Origin of the sequence: Lacrimispora sphenoides (assembly GCF_900105215.1) — a bacterium.
GTDB classification, from domain to species: domain Bacteria; phylum Bacillota; class Clostridia; order Lachnospirales; family Lachnospiraceae; genus Lacrimispora; species Lacrimispora sphenoides_A.
Genome location: NZ_FOIP01000002.1, coordinates 1,095,885 through 1,111,840 on the forward strand (window position 1 = coordinate 1,095,885; position 15,956 = coordinate 1,111,840).

The 15,956-nt window shown below is 41.0% G+C and carries 13 protein-coding genes; all 13 read left to right on the forward strand.

Annotated features, from left to right (window positions below; translation table 11 throughout):
* Nucleotides 1-110: 110 nt before the first annotated feature.
* The 13 genes from BMW45_RS21810 (at nt 111) to BMW45_RS21870 (ending at nt 15,955) form a co-directional block, all read left to right on the forward strand.
* Nucleotides 111-866, forward strand: coding sequence for a copper homeostasis protein CutC (locus tag BMW45_RS21810; protein WP_092248953.1), 756 nt, complete (start codon nt 111-113; stop codon nt 864-866).
* Nucleotides 867-1,190: 324 nt separating this feature from the next.
* The gene (locus tag BMW45_RS21815; protein WP_092248955.1) at nt 1,191-1,841 is read left to right on the forward strand and encodes a Crp/Fnr family transcriptional regulator; all 651 of its coding nucleotides are present in this window, start codon (nt 1,191-1,193) and stop codon (nt 1,839-1,841) included.
* Nucleotides 1,842-2,166: 325 nt separating this feature from the next.
* Nucleotides 2,167-3,081, forward strand: a complete 915-nt coding sequence (locus BMW45_RS21820; RefSeq protein WP_092248958.1) for a dihydrodipicolinate synthase family protein — start codon at nt 2,167-2,169, stop codon at nt 3,079-3,081.
* Between the two features lie 10 nt (nt 3,082-3,091).
* A complete protein-coding gene (locus BMW45_RS21825; RefSeq protein WP_092248961.1) occupies nt 3,092-4,453 on the forward strand; it encodes an FAD-dependent oxidoreductase in 1,362 nt (453 codons plus the stop codon).
* A gap of 4 nt (nt 4,454-4,457) precedes the next feature.
* Complete coding sequence (locus BMW45_RS21830) at nt 4,458-4,868, forward strand: PPC domain-containing DNA-binding protein (RefSeq protein WP_092248964.1); 411 nt, start codon at nt 4,458-4,460, stop codon at nt 4,866-4,868.
* 10 nt (nt 4,869-4,878) lie between these two features.
* Nucleotides 4,879-5,934 carry a TAXI family TRAP transporter solute-binding subunit gene (locus tag BMW45_RS21835; protein WP_029701685.1) on the forward strand — a complete coding sequence of 352 codons (1,056 nt, stop codon included), beginning with the start codon at nt 4,879-4,881 and terminating at the stop codon, nt 5,932-5,934.
* Between the two features lie 25 nt (nt 5,935-5,959).
* Nucleotides 5,960-7,843: a TRAP transporter permease gene (locus BMW45_RS21840; protein WP_242883208.1), complete on the forward strand. Its 1,884-nt coding sequence runs from the start codon at nt 5,960-5,962 to the stop codon at nt 7,841-7,843.
* A gap of 61 nt (nt 7,844-7,904) precedes the next feature.
* A complete protein-coding gene (locus tag BMW45_RS21845) occupies nt 7,905-8,285 on the forward strand; it encodes a Rid family detoxifying hydrolase (RefSeq protein WP_092248970.1) in 381 nt (126 codons plus the stop codon).
* A gap of 702 nt (nt 8,286-8,987) precedes the next feature.
* Entirely contained in the window at nt 8,988-10,835 is a 1,848-nt protein-coding gene (locus BMW45_RS21850; protein ID WP_242883209.1) for a cache domain-containing sensor histidine kinase, read from the forward strand.
* On the forward strand, nt 10,810-12,447 hold the full coding sequence (locus BMW45_RS21855; protein WP_092248977.1) for a response regulator transcription factor: 1,638 nt from the start codon (nt 10,810-10,812) through the stop codon (nt 12,445-12,447). Before BMW45_RS21850 ends, BMW45_RS21855 begins: the two co-directional genes overlap by 26 nt.
* A 157-nt stretch (nt 12,448-12,604) precedes the next feature.
* Nucleotides 12,605-14,002, forward strand: coding sequence for an ABC transporter substrate-binding protein (locus tag BMW45_RS21860; RefSeq protein WP_092248980.1), 1,398 nt, complete (start codon nt 12,605-12,607; stop codon nt 14,000-14,002).
* 82 nt (nt 14,003-14,084) lie between these two features.
* Nucleotides 14,085-14,981, forward strand: a complete 897-nt coding sequence (locus tag BMW45_RS21865) for a carbohydrate ABC transporter permease (protein ID WP_025232758.1) — start codon at nt 14,085-14,087, stop codon at nt 14,979-14,981.
* Nucleotides 14,982-15,103: 122 nt separating this feature from the next.
* Nucleotides 15,104-15,955: a carbohydrate ABC transporter permease gene (locus BMW45_RS21870; RefSeq protein ID WP_038281532.1), complete on the forward strand. Its 852-nt coding sequence runs from the start codon at nt 15,104-15,106 to the stop codon at nt 15,953-15,955.
* The last annotated feature ends 1 nt before the right edge of the window (nt 15,956 follow it).

Below are 15,956 nucleotides of genomic sequence, written 5' to 3' on the forward strand. Positions count from 1 at the left end.
TTTACCATTACGATTATTTAAGGAAAGAAGTTATGGATCAAAGCATATCAGCGATAGAATAGGCAGGCGAGTTTCTGGTAAAATAATGATTCTGAGAGTATGAGGTTATTATGAAGCATTCGGTATTAGAAGTATGTGCAGATTGTGTGCAGTCTGCGGTAAATGCGGATAACGCAGGAGCAGACAGGATTGAGCTTTGCAGCAATTTGGTAATCGGCGGTGTGACTCCTGGAATGGCGCTGTTTAAGCTGGTAAAAAAATATACGGATATAAAAGTCCGTGTCCTTCTGCGTCCCAGATACGGTGATTATTGTTATAATGCTTATGAATTTGAACAATTAAAAGAAGAAGTACAGATGTATCGTGAGTTGGGAGCTGACGGTGTGGTAATGGGAATTTTAAGGCCGGATGGCAGACTGGACGAGGGAAGAATGTCCGAACTGATAAAATTAGCCGGAGACATGGACACTGCACTTCACAGAGCATATGATGCCTGCATAAACCCAATGGAAACGATGGAACAGGCAGTTTCTTTGGGAATGGAAACCATTTTGACTGGCGGACAATGTGGCAATGCATGGGACGGCAGAGAGATGTTAAAAGAGCTTTATGAGAAAAGTGAAGGAAGAATCGAAATCCTGGCAGCAGGAGGGATTAATGCTGAAGTAATGGATAAATTAATTCCTCTTACCGGAATCACCTCTTATCATATGTCCGGAAAAATTGAGGTGGGAAGCATGATGACATATCGAAAAGCAGGAAGTAGCATGGGGCTTCCTGAAAGAGATGAATATGCCCTTTGGCAGACATCAGAGGAAAAAGCAAAACAGGCTGTTCAAGTTTTAAAAAATGTTTCGATTAAGTAAAGCGAAATAGAATTCCGGCAGGGGCTGTGTTCTGATTATTAAGTATACAGCTCTAGAAATCAAAGACTGGTTTCAACTGCCCTGGAGTATTTAAGTTTTAACAATGCTGGCAGATTATTTTAAATCTAATTTAGAGAGAGGTGTTCAATCCCCTCTCTTTTTGATACCCCAAAAGACACTGATGGGATTGCCAGCTGACCATTTGATGTCATAGATGTTGAGGGTAAAGTACGTTGCTAAAAGAAATTAACTATGGTATACTTTGTATATAATTAATGTATATGAAATGGGGTGAACGATATAAATTTTGATACAGGTAATCTAATGGTACCACTTGAACCGAATGTAGAACTTGAAGATCTGATAAAACAATATGGTAAAGAATGTGTTTATCCAGCTAGGCATATTTTTTTAGAGCCAGGTACATATTTAAAAGAAGTCATATACATTAAAAGTGGTAGAACGCGACACTACATGATGGGAAGTGACGGAGCCGAAAAAATTCTTTATACATTAAGTGACGGTTGGTTCTTTGGAGAGACACCCTGTTCGGTTAAGGAACCCACTGGATTATTTTCTAAAACAGAGATCAAGACGACCTTATATAAAATTCCTTCATCTATTTATCAAGAATTATTAGACAACAATAAGTTATTTCGTGATGCTGTATTTGAAAGTTATTCAAAAAAAATGCTGATAATGAGATATGAAATAGCTAATTTAACCTTTAATTCCTGTAAAGACAGACTGAAAAAACTTTTTTGTTCTACTATAGATACATCAGAAATAGTCGAAAATAAGTGGTATAAACTAAAGGTCTCTTATACACAATACGAATTGAGTACGATTGTTGGAGGCGCTAGAGTTACTGTTAACAAGTTAATAAATGAACTTTGTTCAGATGGGTTTATACGAATTTTAAATAGAAATATTCAGGTTAATGTTGCAAAATGTAAAGATTATTCTGATAATTGAACTAAAATGGAAAAATAATATTGAGATCATAGGCTGAGATGTCTGTGATCTTTTTTTGTTGTGTCTTTTTTGTGGGAAATGTTTTTGAATTGATGTGTGAAATGTTGCATTTTAGTAAAATATACTTTGTTTACTCTTATGTTGAAGCATATGAATATACCGTTTATAATAAAAAAACAAAAAACAAATATGGATTGTATACGAAATAAATAAAGATGGTTCAAGAGGAAAAAAGGAAACATATAAAAAGCACCAAAATTAAGGAAATCCTATCACATATAACTTGTGAAGAGATATATTCAATTGAAAGAGAGGAAAAGTTTTCATGACAAATTTACAAGGATCTTGGGTAGCTATGCCCACACCATTTACAGAGGATGACAAAATTGATTATCAGGGGTTTGATACCTTAATCCAACGTCAAATAAAATATGGTACATCCCAGCTATTTGTATTAGGTTCCGCAGGAGAGGTTACCCTCCTAACGCAGGAAGAGAAACAGGACATTGTACGAGAAGTTATAAAAATGACAAAGGGAAAAATTCCGGTATTCTTTAGTGCATCTGCAATGACAACGGATCAAAGCGTAGAATTTGCAAAATTTTGTGAAAAAGAAGGGGCAGATGGTGTAATCTTTACAGTCCCCCCTTATGTACTGATTCCGCAGACAGCAGCTTATATACATCTGAATACTTGTATGAGTGCTGTTGACATACCTTGTGGTATTTACAATAATCCATCAAGATTAGGCGTACAGATTATGCCGGAAACAATCAAAAAACTCTCTGATAACCATTCGAATTTTGTTGTTGATAAAGAGGCAATGCCAAGTGTAGAACAATTAGTTCAGGTTCAGAGACTTTGCGGAGATAAGATCAAAATTATGTGCTGTGATTATCCAAAATATTCAATTGTTATTCCAACTTTGGCAGTAGGTGGCACTGGTACCGCTAATATTGGAGGAAATATTATTCCGGAAGAAGCGGCCTCTTACTCCAGGCCATGGACCAATATGGAAATTGTGGAAGATTGCCGCCGTGATTATTTCAAATGGTTCCCATTATTGCAGAAACTTTATGATTTTTCTAATCCTATTGTTATCAAAGCTGCACTTAATATCTTAGGTTTGCCTGGAGGACATTTAAGAAAGCCGTATCAAGCATATGGCGGGAACCGCCTGGCAGAACTGGAGACGATGATGGGTGAGATGGGCGTCATAGATAAGTATGGGATGAAATAGGGAGACAGCTATGGGAGAGAAACTAATTGTAATAGGAGGAACTGCTGCAGGTTTAAGCGCCGCTTCAAAAGCGAGGCGCTTAAACCCGGAGTTAGATATTAAAGTATTCGAAAAGTCCGGATATGTAAGTTACGGTGCATGTGGATTACCCTATTTTGTGGGAGGTTTAATTGATGAACCGGAAGATTTGATTGCAATTTCTGCAAATGATCTGACAATAAAAAGGAATATTTCCACTTTCACTCATCATGAAGTAACTAAAATTGACCGGGAAAAGAAAAGCGTTTCGGTCATGAATTTGAATACAAAAGAAACTAGAAATTATATGTATGATAAGCTTGTAATTGCTACCGGTGCTGTTCCGATAAAACCGTCGATTCCCGGTGTGCATTCAAATGGTGTTTATTATTTAAGAACAGTGGAAGATGGAATCATCTTAAAAGAAAGGGCTTTAACTTCTGGGAAAATTGCTGCGATAATCGGTGGAGGGTTTATTGGTCTTGAAATGGCGGAAGAACTGATGAGAAGAGGCATATCAGTCCATCTGTATGAAATGATGGACCGTTTATTACCATTTTTGGATGCCAATTTTTCTGATATAGTAAAAGAGAATTTGGAAAAAAATGGTGTTAAAGTTCATCTTAATACAAAAGTAGGCGAGTTTCAAACGGAAAATGGTCATGTAAAGGCGGTAATGACCTTAAAAGGTGAGAGGCAGGATGTTGATTTCGTGCTATTGTCAATTGGCGTTAAGCCAGCTACTGATTTAGCGAAAGCGGCGGAATTAGAGCTTGGCATAAAGGATGCAATCGTCGTTGATGATGGAATGCAGACAAACGATTTATCAATCTGGGCTTGTGGAGATTGCGTTCAGATGAAACATCTGGTCACAGGGCGCCCGACTTATGTTCCGCTTGGGACTACTGCCAACAAACAAGGAAAAGTTGCAGGGGAAAATTTGGCAGGTGGAAAAGAGATTTTCCCTGGTGTGCTAGGATCAATGGTAACCAAAGTATTTGATTTAACGATTGCTGCCACCGGTCTTTCTGCAGAACAGGCAAAACAGGCAGGGTTGAATCCTGCAATATCAATTATCACCAAAGCAGATAAGGCCTCCTATTATCCGGGAGGAAAAGACAATAAGATTTGCCTTATCTTAGATAAAAGTACAGGACGCCTCTTAGGAGCCCAAGGTATCGGAAGTGAGAGTGTAGCAGGAAGAATCAATGTATTTGCAGCTGCTATTACCTGTGGAATGACGGTGACACAAATCAGTGAACTGGATTTGGTCTATGCACCACCGGTTGCACCTGTATACGATCCGGTTTTGATTGCGGCCAGTCAAGCGATTAAGATGGTAGAAAGGCAGTGAAGAAATGGCAAAATTATATGATGTCATAATTCCGGGAGGGGAGGATATTCGTGAAGCAATTACGGAATTTGTGTTAAAAAAGGATTGGGAAGAAGTGAGCGTAATAGGAGCAGTGGGATCTGTGCAAGATATCAGCTTTACGTCTCCGATTGAGAATAGGCTGCCGCTAAGGACAGGCGTTACTCCGTGCTTCGGAGCTGCTGAAATCTTATCTTTTAGTGGAGAAATTATGAGAAGGGAGAAGATGGATCCGGAATTGGAGTCAGTATATCCTGACAAAAACAGTCCACTGTTTGTCCATATTCATGCAAGCTGTGCCATTGCAGGGGGACATGTGTATGGAGGAGGGCTTAAATGTGGGAAGGCATTTCGTTCGCTTCGCGTTTTTATGGTGCCATTAAAAAACAATAATTAATTGGGAGGTTATGATGAAGATAATAAGATTAGTCGCACTTTCGTTAGCATTAGGTATTTTATTAACTGCATGTAGCGAGAATTCAGGAGGAGGAACAACCGCAGCTGTAGCAGATAAAGCAGATAATTCCAGCTCAGGAGCAGCAGATCATGGAAACATTCAAAAACCGTCATCACCGCTGCGGTATTCCTTAGGAACTGGTTCTTCAGGAGGTAATTTCTATTTGATTGGTGGTGGTGCTACCACCATATTAAATAATAAACTTCCGGATTATTTTGTTATTACAGCAGAAGAAACCGGAGGTTCCACAGCAAATCTTACCATGATACAAAACGGTGAAGCAGAAATCGGTATTGCAATGACCTCAACACTTGATCCGAGTATCACCGGAGAGCCACTTGATAAAGTTAGAGGAATGGTACCGTTATATCCTTCTTACATGACAATGTATTCATTAAAATCTGCCAATATTAACACTTTAACAGATTTGAATGGCAGAATTATTGGTTTGGGCTCTAAGGGAGCGGCGATGGACAGTGTACTTCGTCAGGCGTTTGATGAGATGGGAATTAAACCTTCTTCGATTTATAATGACGGTTTTGGAGCTACAGCATCAGCAGTAGGAGATGGCCAGTTAGATGCGGCGGTTATGTTCTCTTATCCTCCATTTTCCTCCATTACAGAATTGGAAGCTACACAAGATTTGGGCTTTATTGGGCTAACAGAAGAAGAGCAAAAGCAGTTAACAGATATGTTTCCGTTTTATAGTCCGGATGTGCTGCCAGCAGGTTCTTATAAAGGCATAACAGAGGATCTGCCTGTTGTAACTGAGTGGAACATGTTAGTCGGAAGTACTGATGTATCTCAGGAGTACGGTTATCTTCTTACAAAAACGTTATTTGAAAGCAATCCGGAGTTAGTTGAAATACATAAAAGTTTAACTCATGCTGTTCCTGAATATTGTAAGTACTTTAACATTCCTCTACATGCAGGGACTGTTCAGTATTTAAAGGAAATCGGATCAGATATACCAGCAGAGTTAATTCCCGAGGAGTATGTTGAATAGAAAACTAAAGATTGGTGGGGAAAAAATGAAATACCAAAAAATTAATAAAACTATGATAATAGCTTTAGCACTCTTTGCGGTAGTGATTCATGTAGGCAATTATACTTTCTTTACAATGCCTAGTATCTTATTTTATGCATGGCATTTGTTTTTGGGCCTGTTCTTTATTTTTCTGACGAATCCGTTGGGAAAGGGAAAAGAGTTATCTCCCTCCATTCAAATGGCCTGCCGCGTTGCAGATTGGACCTTAATTATTCTTACCATCGTTGTAAGTGGTTACGTAATTATTAACTATGAGTCTTATGTGTTTAATATGCAAAACAATAAACTAAATAATCAGCTGTTTGTATTCGGCATTATCATTACCCTGATTGTATTAGAGGCAGGGAGGCGAGTTCTTGGAAATGTGCTTCCTCTTATCGCAATTGTTGCTATAATTTATGCTCTCTTTGGTAATAAGATACCGGGGCTATTTGGTCATAGAGGTTATTCCATGCAGAGAGTTGTACTGGCAATTTTTAGTGATAGAGGTGTATATGGTACACCGATTGGAACTTCTGCAACAAATGTGTACCTGTTTTTATTATTTGCTGCGTTTCTTAATGTATCTGGTGCGGATGAGATTTTTCAAAATATTGCAACTGCATTGGCTGGAAAAAAACGTGGCGGACCCGCGAAAATGGCGGTTATTGCCAGTGCCTTTTTTGGTACAATTTCTGGTAGTTGTGTAGCCAACGTAGTTAGTACCGGTGCATTTACTATACCACTTATGAAGCGAAGTGGATATCGAAAAGATGTAGCTGGAGCGGTCGAAGCAGTAGCATCTACTGGTGGTCAGATTATGCCTCCCATTATGGGTGCAGCAGCATTTGTGTTAGCAGATGTTACTGGCGTACAGTATGCAACTGTTTGTATCTCAGCATTGCTTCCAGCATTTATGTACTACTTCTGTTTAATGAAAATGGTGGACTTAGAAGCAGTAAAATATGGTATTAAAGGTTTGGATGAAAGTGAAATACCAGATTTAGGCGAATCCTTAAAGCGTGGTATGAAATTATTTGTTCCTGTTGCAGTTCTTCTATTCATGATGCTTGTACTTAAAACAACTCCAATGAAGGCAGCTATTTTTGCAACAGCATCTATTATTATTTTGGGATTATTGGACGGAAAAAATCGCATGAAATTGCAGGATATGATAGATGGAGCAGTAAGTGCAGGAAAGTCCTTGTGTTCCGTTGTAGGTGCTTGTGCAACAGCAGGAATCGTTGTGGCAGTTTTCTCTCTTACAGGACTTGGCCTTAAATTTTCTAACTTTATCGTTCAGATGGGAGGAAATTCTTTAATTCCCAGTCTTATACTGGCTATGCTTGTATGTGCGGTACTTGGAATGGGGCTTCCGACCACTGCTGCATACATCGTATGTGCAACAGCAATTGCACCGGCTTTAGTCGGTTTAGGAGTACCTCTTTTACCAGCACACTTGTTCCTGATGTATTTTGCCTCACTTTCTGCTATTACTCCCCCCGTGGCCGTTGCATCGTATGCGGCGGCTGGTATAGCAGAAGAAAATCCGATGAAGGTTGGATTGACTGCTGTAAAGCTTGGTATAACTGGATTTATCCTTCCATTTGCATTCGTTCTGAATACGGATTATGTAACCTTAACCTTTAGTTTCCAAACATTGATGACTATTTTATCTAGTATCGTAATTTGCTATTCACTGGCCTGCCTGCTACAGGGATATGTTGAATCCAGGATTACTATATTTGAAAGAATAGGCTATCTGGTTGTAATTGTATTAGCAATCACTCCATTTTTTGTTCATTCAGCGATTGGTATTGTATTGTTTGTCGTGTTATATGGTGGACGGCAGATAGAAGCACGGAGAAAATATCGTGTATTAGCATAGGTATATAAATACGAATGAAGAACGCAGTCTTCAGAATAAATTTTATTAGGAGGATATAGAAGTGAATAAACAAAGTGTTGAAACAGAATTTGCACCAAAAGCTATTGGACCTTATTCTCAGGCGATTCTGTCAAATGGTATGATTTTCGTATCAGGTCAGATTCCGATTGATCCCAATACAGGTGATTTCTCAGATGATAATATTACAGCAAATACAAAACAGTCTCTGGAAAATATAAAAGCAATTTTAGAAAAAGTTGGATATACCATGTCTGATGTTGTAAAGACAACTGTTTATTTAAAGGATATGGAGGATTTTGCAGCCATGAATGAAATGTACGCAAAATATTTTGCGGCTCCTTTTCCGGCAAGAGCAGCATTCCAGGTAGCAAAACTACCAAAAGATGCAAAGATAGAAATTGAAGCAATTGCAGTAAAATAATTAAATGATATAGCTCATGCATGAAAGTAAATGCCTTCCGTTGCGCCTACTTGGCCATTACGGCTATCCTTGCAAGTGCGCATGTAATAAGTTTTGACGATGTGGAGACCGTACGTCAGTTTATGTATCAGGGAGTTTTTATTTTACTCTTTGCCAGGATCCATGGACCCAAGGATACAAGGCTGTTCATATGCTGTTTGACTATTTTGTAGATGACAGGCATAATGTTCCCGAAATTTACATCATAAAAACAATTATAAAATTAAAGAGAATCTGGATTAGCAAGTTAACTGTTATACTAATTGAATAAAAAACACTAAGAAATCCAGTAAAACAAACTCTTTATTGGAAGTCAGGTAACGGGAAAAGTAAGACGGGACGCAGTTAAAAATAACGCGTCCCATTTATTATGCTCTTTCGTGGAAATGGACGAGGGCGTATGAACAAAAAGGAACAGATAAAGCATTCGCCGGAGTGCGGCTGGATATTACAGGTTATGGACACATTGAAAAAACTATTTAAAAACTGAAATAAAATCAATTAAAATATACGGGATTTGAAGCGAAAATACCAAGAGGGTTTTAAGATATGTTATCATATTTAAAAAAATGCCCATCTTTGCAGGAAATAAAATATTTGCTATAATAAAAATTGCCATATTTTCAAACGCTCATTGCGACGGATATATGGAGCTTCATATAAATGATACCGGAAAGAGGAAAAGGGATGAAAAAGCCTTCTAAATTATCTGTTCGGATGTTTCTATTGTTACTGCTATGTGTGGTCATGCCTTTGGCAGGAACCTGTATTTACGTACGCGTCAGCATGGAACATTTTATCCAGGAAAAGCTGAGTGAAAAAGTTATTCAGAACATTTCAAGGGGAGAACGGAATATCTGCGATAATTTACAAAACATAGCCGCTTTGACCAACGTCTTTGTATATGACGAAGAACTGCAAAGGCGTATTACAGATTCCAATACGTCTGAATATGAAAACACGAAGTATTTTGACCAGATGATACATAAGCTGAGCATTGCCAGCGGATTTGACTTCGTTCAGGATATGAAGATCATTCTGTTTGATGATTACAGCAGGATATACTCCAACTGGAGCATGAATTACCAGGATTACCAGTTTCTCCTGGATCAGGATTGGGTGAAAAAGAGCAGGGAGAACAATGGGCATATTGTATGGGCAATGTTTAATCCGGCCTATATTATTGGGGAACAGAAAGATCAGACCTACATTTCTCTGGCAAAATCCCTGCTCAATGATTATACAACGGGTAATGTCATAGGAACGCTTATCATCAGCATTGACCAGAAAAAATTCAGCGACCTTTTGATGGAATACGCCTATGCCGGTGACATGGCCTATGTCTGTGTGGGAGAAGGAACTGTGCTAATGCAGAATGACACCCAGGGGCTCATTCATGAAGAGGATATAAGGAATCTGTTCCGGGAGACGGAGAAGAAAAAAAGCGGGAGCCTGCGGTATCAGTCTGCAGGAGGAAACTTTCTTATAAGCTATTACACCATACCAAAGCCGTGGGTGTTTAACGATCAGCAGATGAAAGTCTTTCATTTCACCAATTATCAGGAAGTGACCAATCAGGTGGAAATGATCGGGAGCAGGATGAATCTGATCATCCTGATCGTCATATGCGCGCTTGTCTTAATTCTGTATCTTTCCATCAGGATGCTGGTTAAGCCCATTGTAAAACTCAGCGGCCAAATGGAAAATTACACGCTGGATATGGATTTGAAAGATATCGATATGAAGCGGTCCGATGAGATCGGCCAGTTAAACCGCTCCTTCCGGCAAATGTCCATTAACATCCGCCATTTGTTTGAAGAGCTTAAAAATGAGCACGAGATAAAGGAAAAATACCGGTATGAGTCTTTGCGGGCACAGTTAAATCCCCATTTTCTATTCAATACCCTGTCTACTATCCGCTGGATGGCGATCATAAGAGGTGCGGATAATATCGTAGATGGAATTGATGCTTTGGCCCATATATTAAAATACAGCATGAGCAGGGAAAACTGCCTGGTAACGGTGGCGGAAGAGGTGGAGAATATCAGGAATTATCTTTATATCCAAAACTGCCGCTACGGAAATCACTGCAGGCTGGAAATGGAACTTGAGGAAGACATTCTGAATTTGAAAACAGCTAAATTTATCCTTCAGCCCATTGTAGAAAATGCTATCATACATGGATATGACAAGGAAAGGGAAGAAATCCTGATCCGGATTTACGGATCTGCAGAGGTGGACAGCCTTAACATATATGTGGAGGATGACGGAGTAGGTATTTCCCCTAATGTTATCAGGCAATTTGAGGCCTCCAGAGAAGGCCGGATAAAGGAAAGCAAGCTGACAGGCATCGGAATCAAGAATGTGGATGAGTATATCCGAATTACCTTCGGCAATGAGTATGGGCTGACCATAGAAAGTCTTAAAACAAGAGGGACGGTGGTATTGTTCACACTTCCGGTAATCAGAGAGGAGAAATCAGGGGATGAAAAGGGTGATGATTGTAGATGATGAGGTTTTGGTGCGCCTGGGAATCCAGTCATTGATCAAATGGGAAAACTATGGATACCAGATTGTCTGTGATGCATCGGATGGGGAAGAGGCACTTCAAAAGATCAGACAGTACCAGCCGGATATCGTTCTTACGGATTTAAAGATGAGCCCGGTGGATGGCTTTGAGCTGATCTCTGAGTGCAGGGAAAAATATCCTTACATCCAGTTTGTTGTCTTAAGCAGCTATAATGATTTTGACAATGTAAGAAATGCCATGAAAATGGGGGCGTTTGATTATGTTTTTAAATTGACGGTGAAGCCGGAGGAACTGCTGAAAATCATGGATGAAGCCACCTCCTCAGGGAAAGGGACCGATACAGTCCAGGAAACCTCTGCACTGGCGGAACGCAATTTGGAAGTCATAAAGAGGGGACTGTTTAAAAGAATTTTAAACTCTGAAACCTTTTTGAAGAAATATTTAGAGGAACTGATGAGGCTGCCTCTTTCCGTAAATTTTGACCATCCGTTCCATATCCTCTCCATTACCATCGATGATTTTAAGGTGGTAAGAAAAAAGGGGGATTTTATGGATTTGGAGCTCCTGATATTTACCATGGAAAATATCCTTAGTGAATTGTTCAACCGCCATCACCGTGCAGAAGTGTTCCAATATGGGGAATATGATTTTGCCGTGGCAGTAAACCTGGAAGAAAATCAGGATCATAAGACCTTTTTTACAGCAATGGAGAAGGAGTTTGGCATCTTTTCCAGCTGCGCCAGACAGTATTACGGTCTGGAGGTAAGCGGAGCATTGAGCAGGGAATGTACTGGGATCAAAGCGTTAAAGGAGGCCATTGCTCAGAACCGGGGTACATTAAACATGCGTTTTTTTTCAGAACCTGGAAAGCTTCATCCATACGAGAGGAGCGTTAAGGAAGAGGCGGTTCTTCCGGCCGAGTTTCACAGCTCTGTTTTAGAACGTCTGGCGGCGGAACACGACTTTTTCGGGATGAGGAAGTTTCTGGAGGACTTATTTGAATTCCTGAAAGAAAAGAACCGGTGGGAGCCTGAGGAAATCCGTTATCTTCTGAGAAAGGCCTATGGAACCCTGGCAGCCTCCTTTGCCCGCAGCAGAGCTGATATAGATCTGTTCCTGGATAAGAACGGAATAAACATGGAGGCTTCCATCAATGATTATACATATCTTGAAAAAATCAGGCAATCCGTATTGGAATTGTTGGAACAGTATAAAAAGGAGTATGAATCAAACAGCGGCAGAATATTGAGAAAAGAGGTTGCCGAAGCAAAGAGTTTTGTCCGAAGTCATATGAAGGAAGAACTGCAGGTTGCAGAAATTGCGGCAATGGTGAACATGAGCGGCAGTTATTTTTCCCACGTATTTAAAAAGGAGGAAGGGATTAGCTTTTTGGAATATGTATACCGGGTGAGAATGGAGCATGCCAGATACTTACTGGAAAGCAGCGATTTAAAGGTAAATGAGATTGCAGATGAGGTTGGAATCTTTAATCCCAATTATTTCAGCACGCAGTTTAAAAAGAGTGTGGGACAGTCTCCTTTGGAATATCGCCAGGCTTGGTTAAAGAAAGCGGAGGATAATAGCAGAATCTGAAAGAAAAATAGCAGGATTTTAAAGTATTGGCAAAAGAAGAAACCAGTGAAGCCGGAAATCGAAAGAATTGAAAGAAAGACAGCAGACAGAGGGATATCACTTGTCTGCTGTTTTTGCTATAGTATAAAAGAAATCAAAACTATTGGAGGAAGGTATAATGAGAAAGTGGAAAAAGTTAGGGGCACTCGGCATGGCATCTCTAATGGCAATGTCAGTGATGGCCGGCTGCCAGAGCGGCCAGAAAACAGAACAGGTAACTGCGTCTGCGGAGACGGCTAAAACAGATGAATCAAAAACAGAAGCGCCAAAAGCAGGAAATGGAGAACCTGTAGTTTTGCGGATGTGGGGAGGCGTTCCTGCGGAAGCTGGTCCTCAGGCTGTTTGTGATAATTTTAACCAGCTCTACAAGGACAAAGGGATACAGGTAGAGTACGAACGGTTTGTAAATGATGATACGGGAAATTTAAAGCTGGAAACAAATCTTCTCTCAGGAGACGGTGTGGACCTTTATATGACATACAGCACCGATGTTCTGACAAAGCGCGCGGAAGGTAACATGGCACTGGATCTTTCGGAACTGATTGCCCGTGATGATTTCCAACTGACAAAATATTTCGGGACCCTGGCAGAGGCGTATTACATAAACGGAAAGCCTTATTCCATTCCTACAAAGCTGGATCAGTATGGAATCGTTTTAAATGAAGACATGTTTGAAGCAGCCGGGATTGAGATTCCTACGGAATGGACATTTGACGAATTCCGTGAGATCGCCAAAAAGCTTACTCATGGAGAAGGTCAGGATAAGGTATACGGCATGTTTTGGAATTCCCAGCAGGATCTGACCTATCTTTTCACTTACCTGGTGGCCCAGACAAGCGGCGGAGATCCTATGTATAAAAATGACAAGGAAACCAGCTTTGATGATCCTGTAGTGCTTAAATCCGTTGAGCTGATCAATAACATGATGAATGTGGATAAAACATCTCCTACTCATACGGATTCTGTGACCCAAAAGCTGTCTCAGGAAAGCATGTTCCTGACCGGAAAATCTGCGATGACGGTGGGCCCGTGGATTGTAAGAAGCGTTAAGGACCAGGCCAGTTATCCCCATGACTTTAAGACGGCATTTGCTCCTTATCCTGTGGTGGAAAAAGGACAGAGAAATTATACCCAGGGAGGCTATGGCGACCATTTGTGCATCAATCCAAAGTCCCAGAACATTGAGGCAGCATGGGAATTTGCAAAATGGTACGCTAACGAGGGAATGCTTCCCGTAGTGGAAGGAGGCCGGGTGCCGGCTTCCAATACTTATAATGCCCTTGAGGTAACAGAGGCGTTTGTCATGGGAGCCGAGGATTATTTAGATGCGGAAACTACCCAGAAGATCCTTATAACACCGGCAGACAATTACGCGGTACCTTCCATCACCAACCATATTGCAGAGGTAAAGAAAATCGCGGTGGAAGAACTGGAAGGGATATTTATCGGAAAGCAGACGGCGGAGGAAGGTATGAATAAAGCCAAAGCCAGAGCTGATGAGCTTTTGCAGAAATAATCAGAGAAAAATTCCCTGGGGCTGCTGGTTCCATTACGCAGCCCCGGGATAATAAAAAGAAGAAAGGAGGGAACCACTGAACATGAAGAAAATCAGGCTTAGCAGACAGTTAAAGGTGGATCTAACCGGCTATGCTTTCATTCTGCCCAATATTATCGGTGTATGCCTTTTTACCTTATTTCCCATGATCTTTTCTCTGATCATCAGCTTTACGAACTGGGATTATACCAAAGGGATCGGCAACTGGGATTTTATCGGACTTAAAAATTTTATTGACATGTGGCAGGATGGATGGTTTACCAGTTCCCTGATTAACACCATCATTTTTGCGGTTGGAGTGGTACCGGTGACCGTTTTTCTGGCACTGGTGTTAGCGGTCATCATTGATAAATACTGCGTTGCCAGACTTCCCATGAGGCTGGCGCTTTTTATGCCCTACATATCCAATATCGTAGCGGTTGCCATTGTTTGGGTGATGATGTATTCCCCCTGGGGGCCATTTACCCAGATGGTGAAGTTATTTGGAGTGGAGAATCCTCCTCAGTGGCTTGGAGATACAACCTGGGCTTTGCCCGCGCTGATGCTTATGACCGTATGGTCAGGAGTGGGATATGCCAATATGATCTATACATCGGCACTTCAGGGACTTCCTCAGGATGTTTATGAGGCGGCGGATATTGACGGAGCAGGAGAGGTTCAGAAATTCTTTAAGCTCACGATCCCGTTTTTATCGCCTACTACATTTTTCCTGATCATTACTACGTTCATCACTTCGTTCCAGGTGTTTGCGCCTATTCAGATCATGACAAGAGGCGGCCCCGGAACGGCCACCAATGTATTGGTTTACTATATTTACACTTCGGCCTTTACCTTCTACAAGATGGGATATGCTTCCGCCATGTCGTGGATATTGTTCTTGATCCTCTTTGGCATAACCATGTTCCAATGGGCGGGGCAGAAAAAATGGGTCAGCTATTAAGAAAACACCCTGCGGGTATACCTATATGCCCAAGGGGCATGGGCAATAAAGAAGAAACACCCTGCGGGTATACCTGTATGCCCAAAGGACATGGGCAATAAAGAAGAAAGGTGGCGCCTGGAATGAAGAAACATCAACGGATCATCCTTAGGGTCCTATTTACCGTAGTCATAGGGGCTCTGGCTGTCTCCATGGTCACCCCGTTTTTATGGATGCTTTCGGCATCAATGAAGCTTCCTCTGGATGTCATGAAGCTTCCGATTGAATGGATACCAAAATATTTTTATCCTGATAATTACAAGAAAGTGTGGAATGTGGGAGGCCTGGCAGTCAGGGATTACCATTTCGGCCTAGCATATTGGAACTCCATAAAGATCGCCGTCATCAATCTGACGGGATCAGTGCTTACCAGCACTCTGGCAGGGTATGCCTTTGCTAAAATAAAGTTCAGAGGACGGAATATCCTCTTCCTGATCTATCTGGCCACCATGATGATCCCCAGTCAGGTGACCCTGATCCCCAAGTTTGTTATGTTTAATAAAATGGGGCTCACCGGAACCCATTTAACCCTTATTCTTCCGGGGCTGATTACCATTACAGGCACATTTCTCATGCGCCAGTATTTTATGCAGATTCCGGATGAACTGAGAGAGTCGGCAAGGGTAGATGGGGCCCACGAGTTTCTCATATGGTTAAAGATCATGGTTCCTATTGCTAAGCCTAATATGGCATCTCTTGCAATGGTGGTGTTCCTGTGGAACTGGAACAGTTATCTGGAGCCATTGGTATTTTTAAGCGATTGGCGATTGTATACAATTCCTATTGCCCTTACGAATTTTATAGAAGAGAGTGTGACGGAGTATAATCTGGTCATGGCAGCAGCGGCCTCTGCCCTGATTCCGGCTTTTCTCGTATTTTTACTGGGGCAGAAGTTTCTTGTCAAGGGCTTGGTGGCTGGTGCAGTGAAAGGATAAG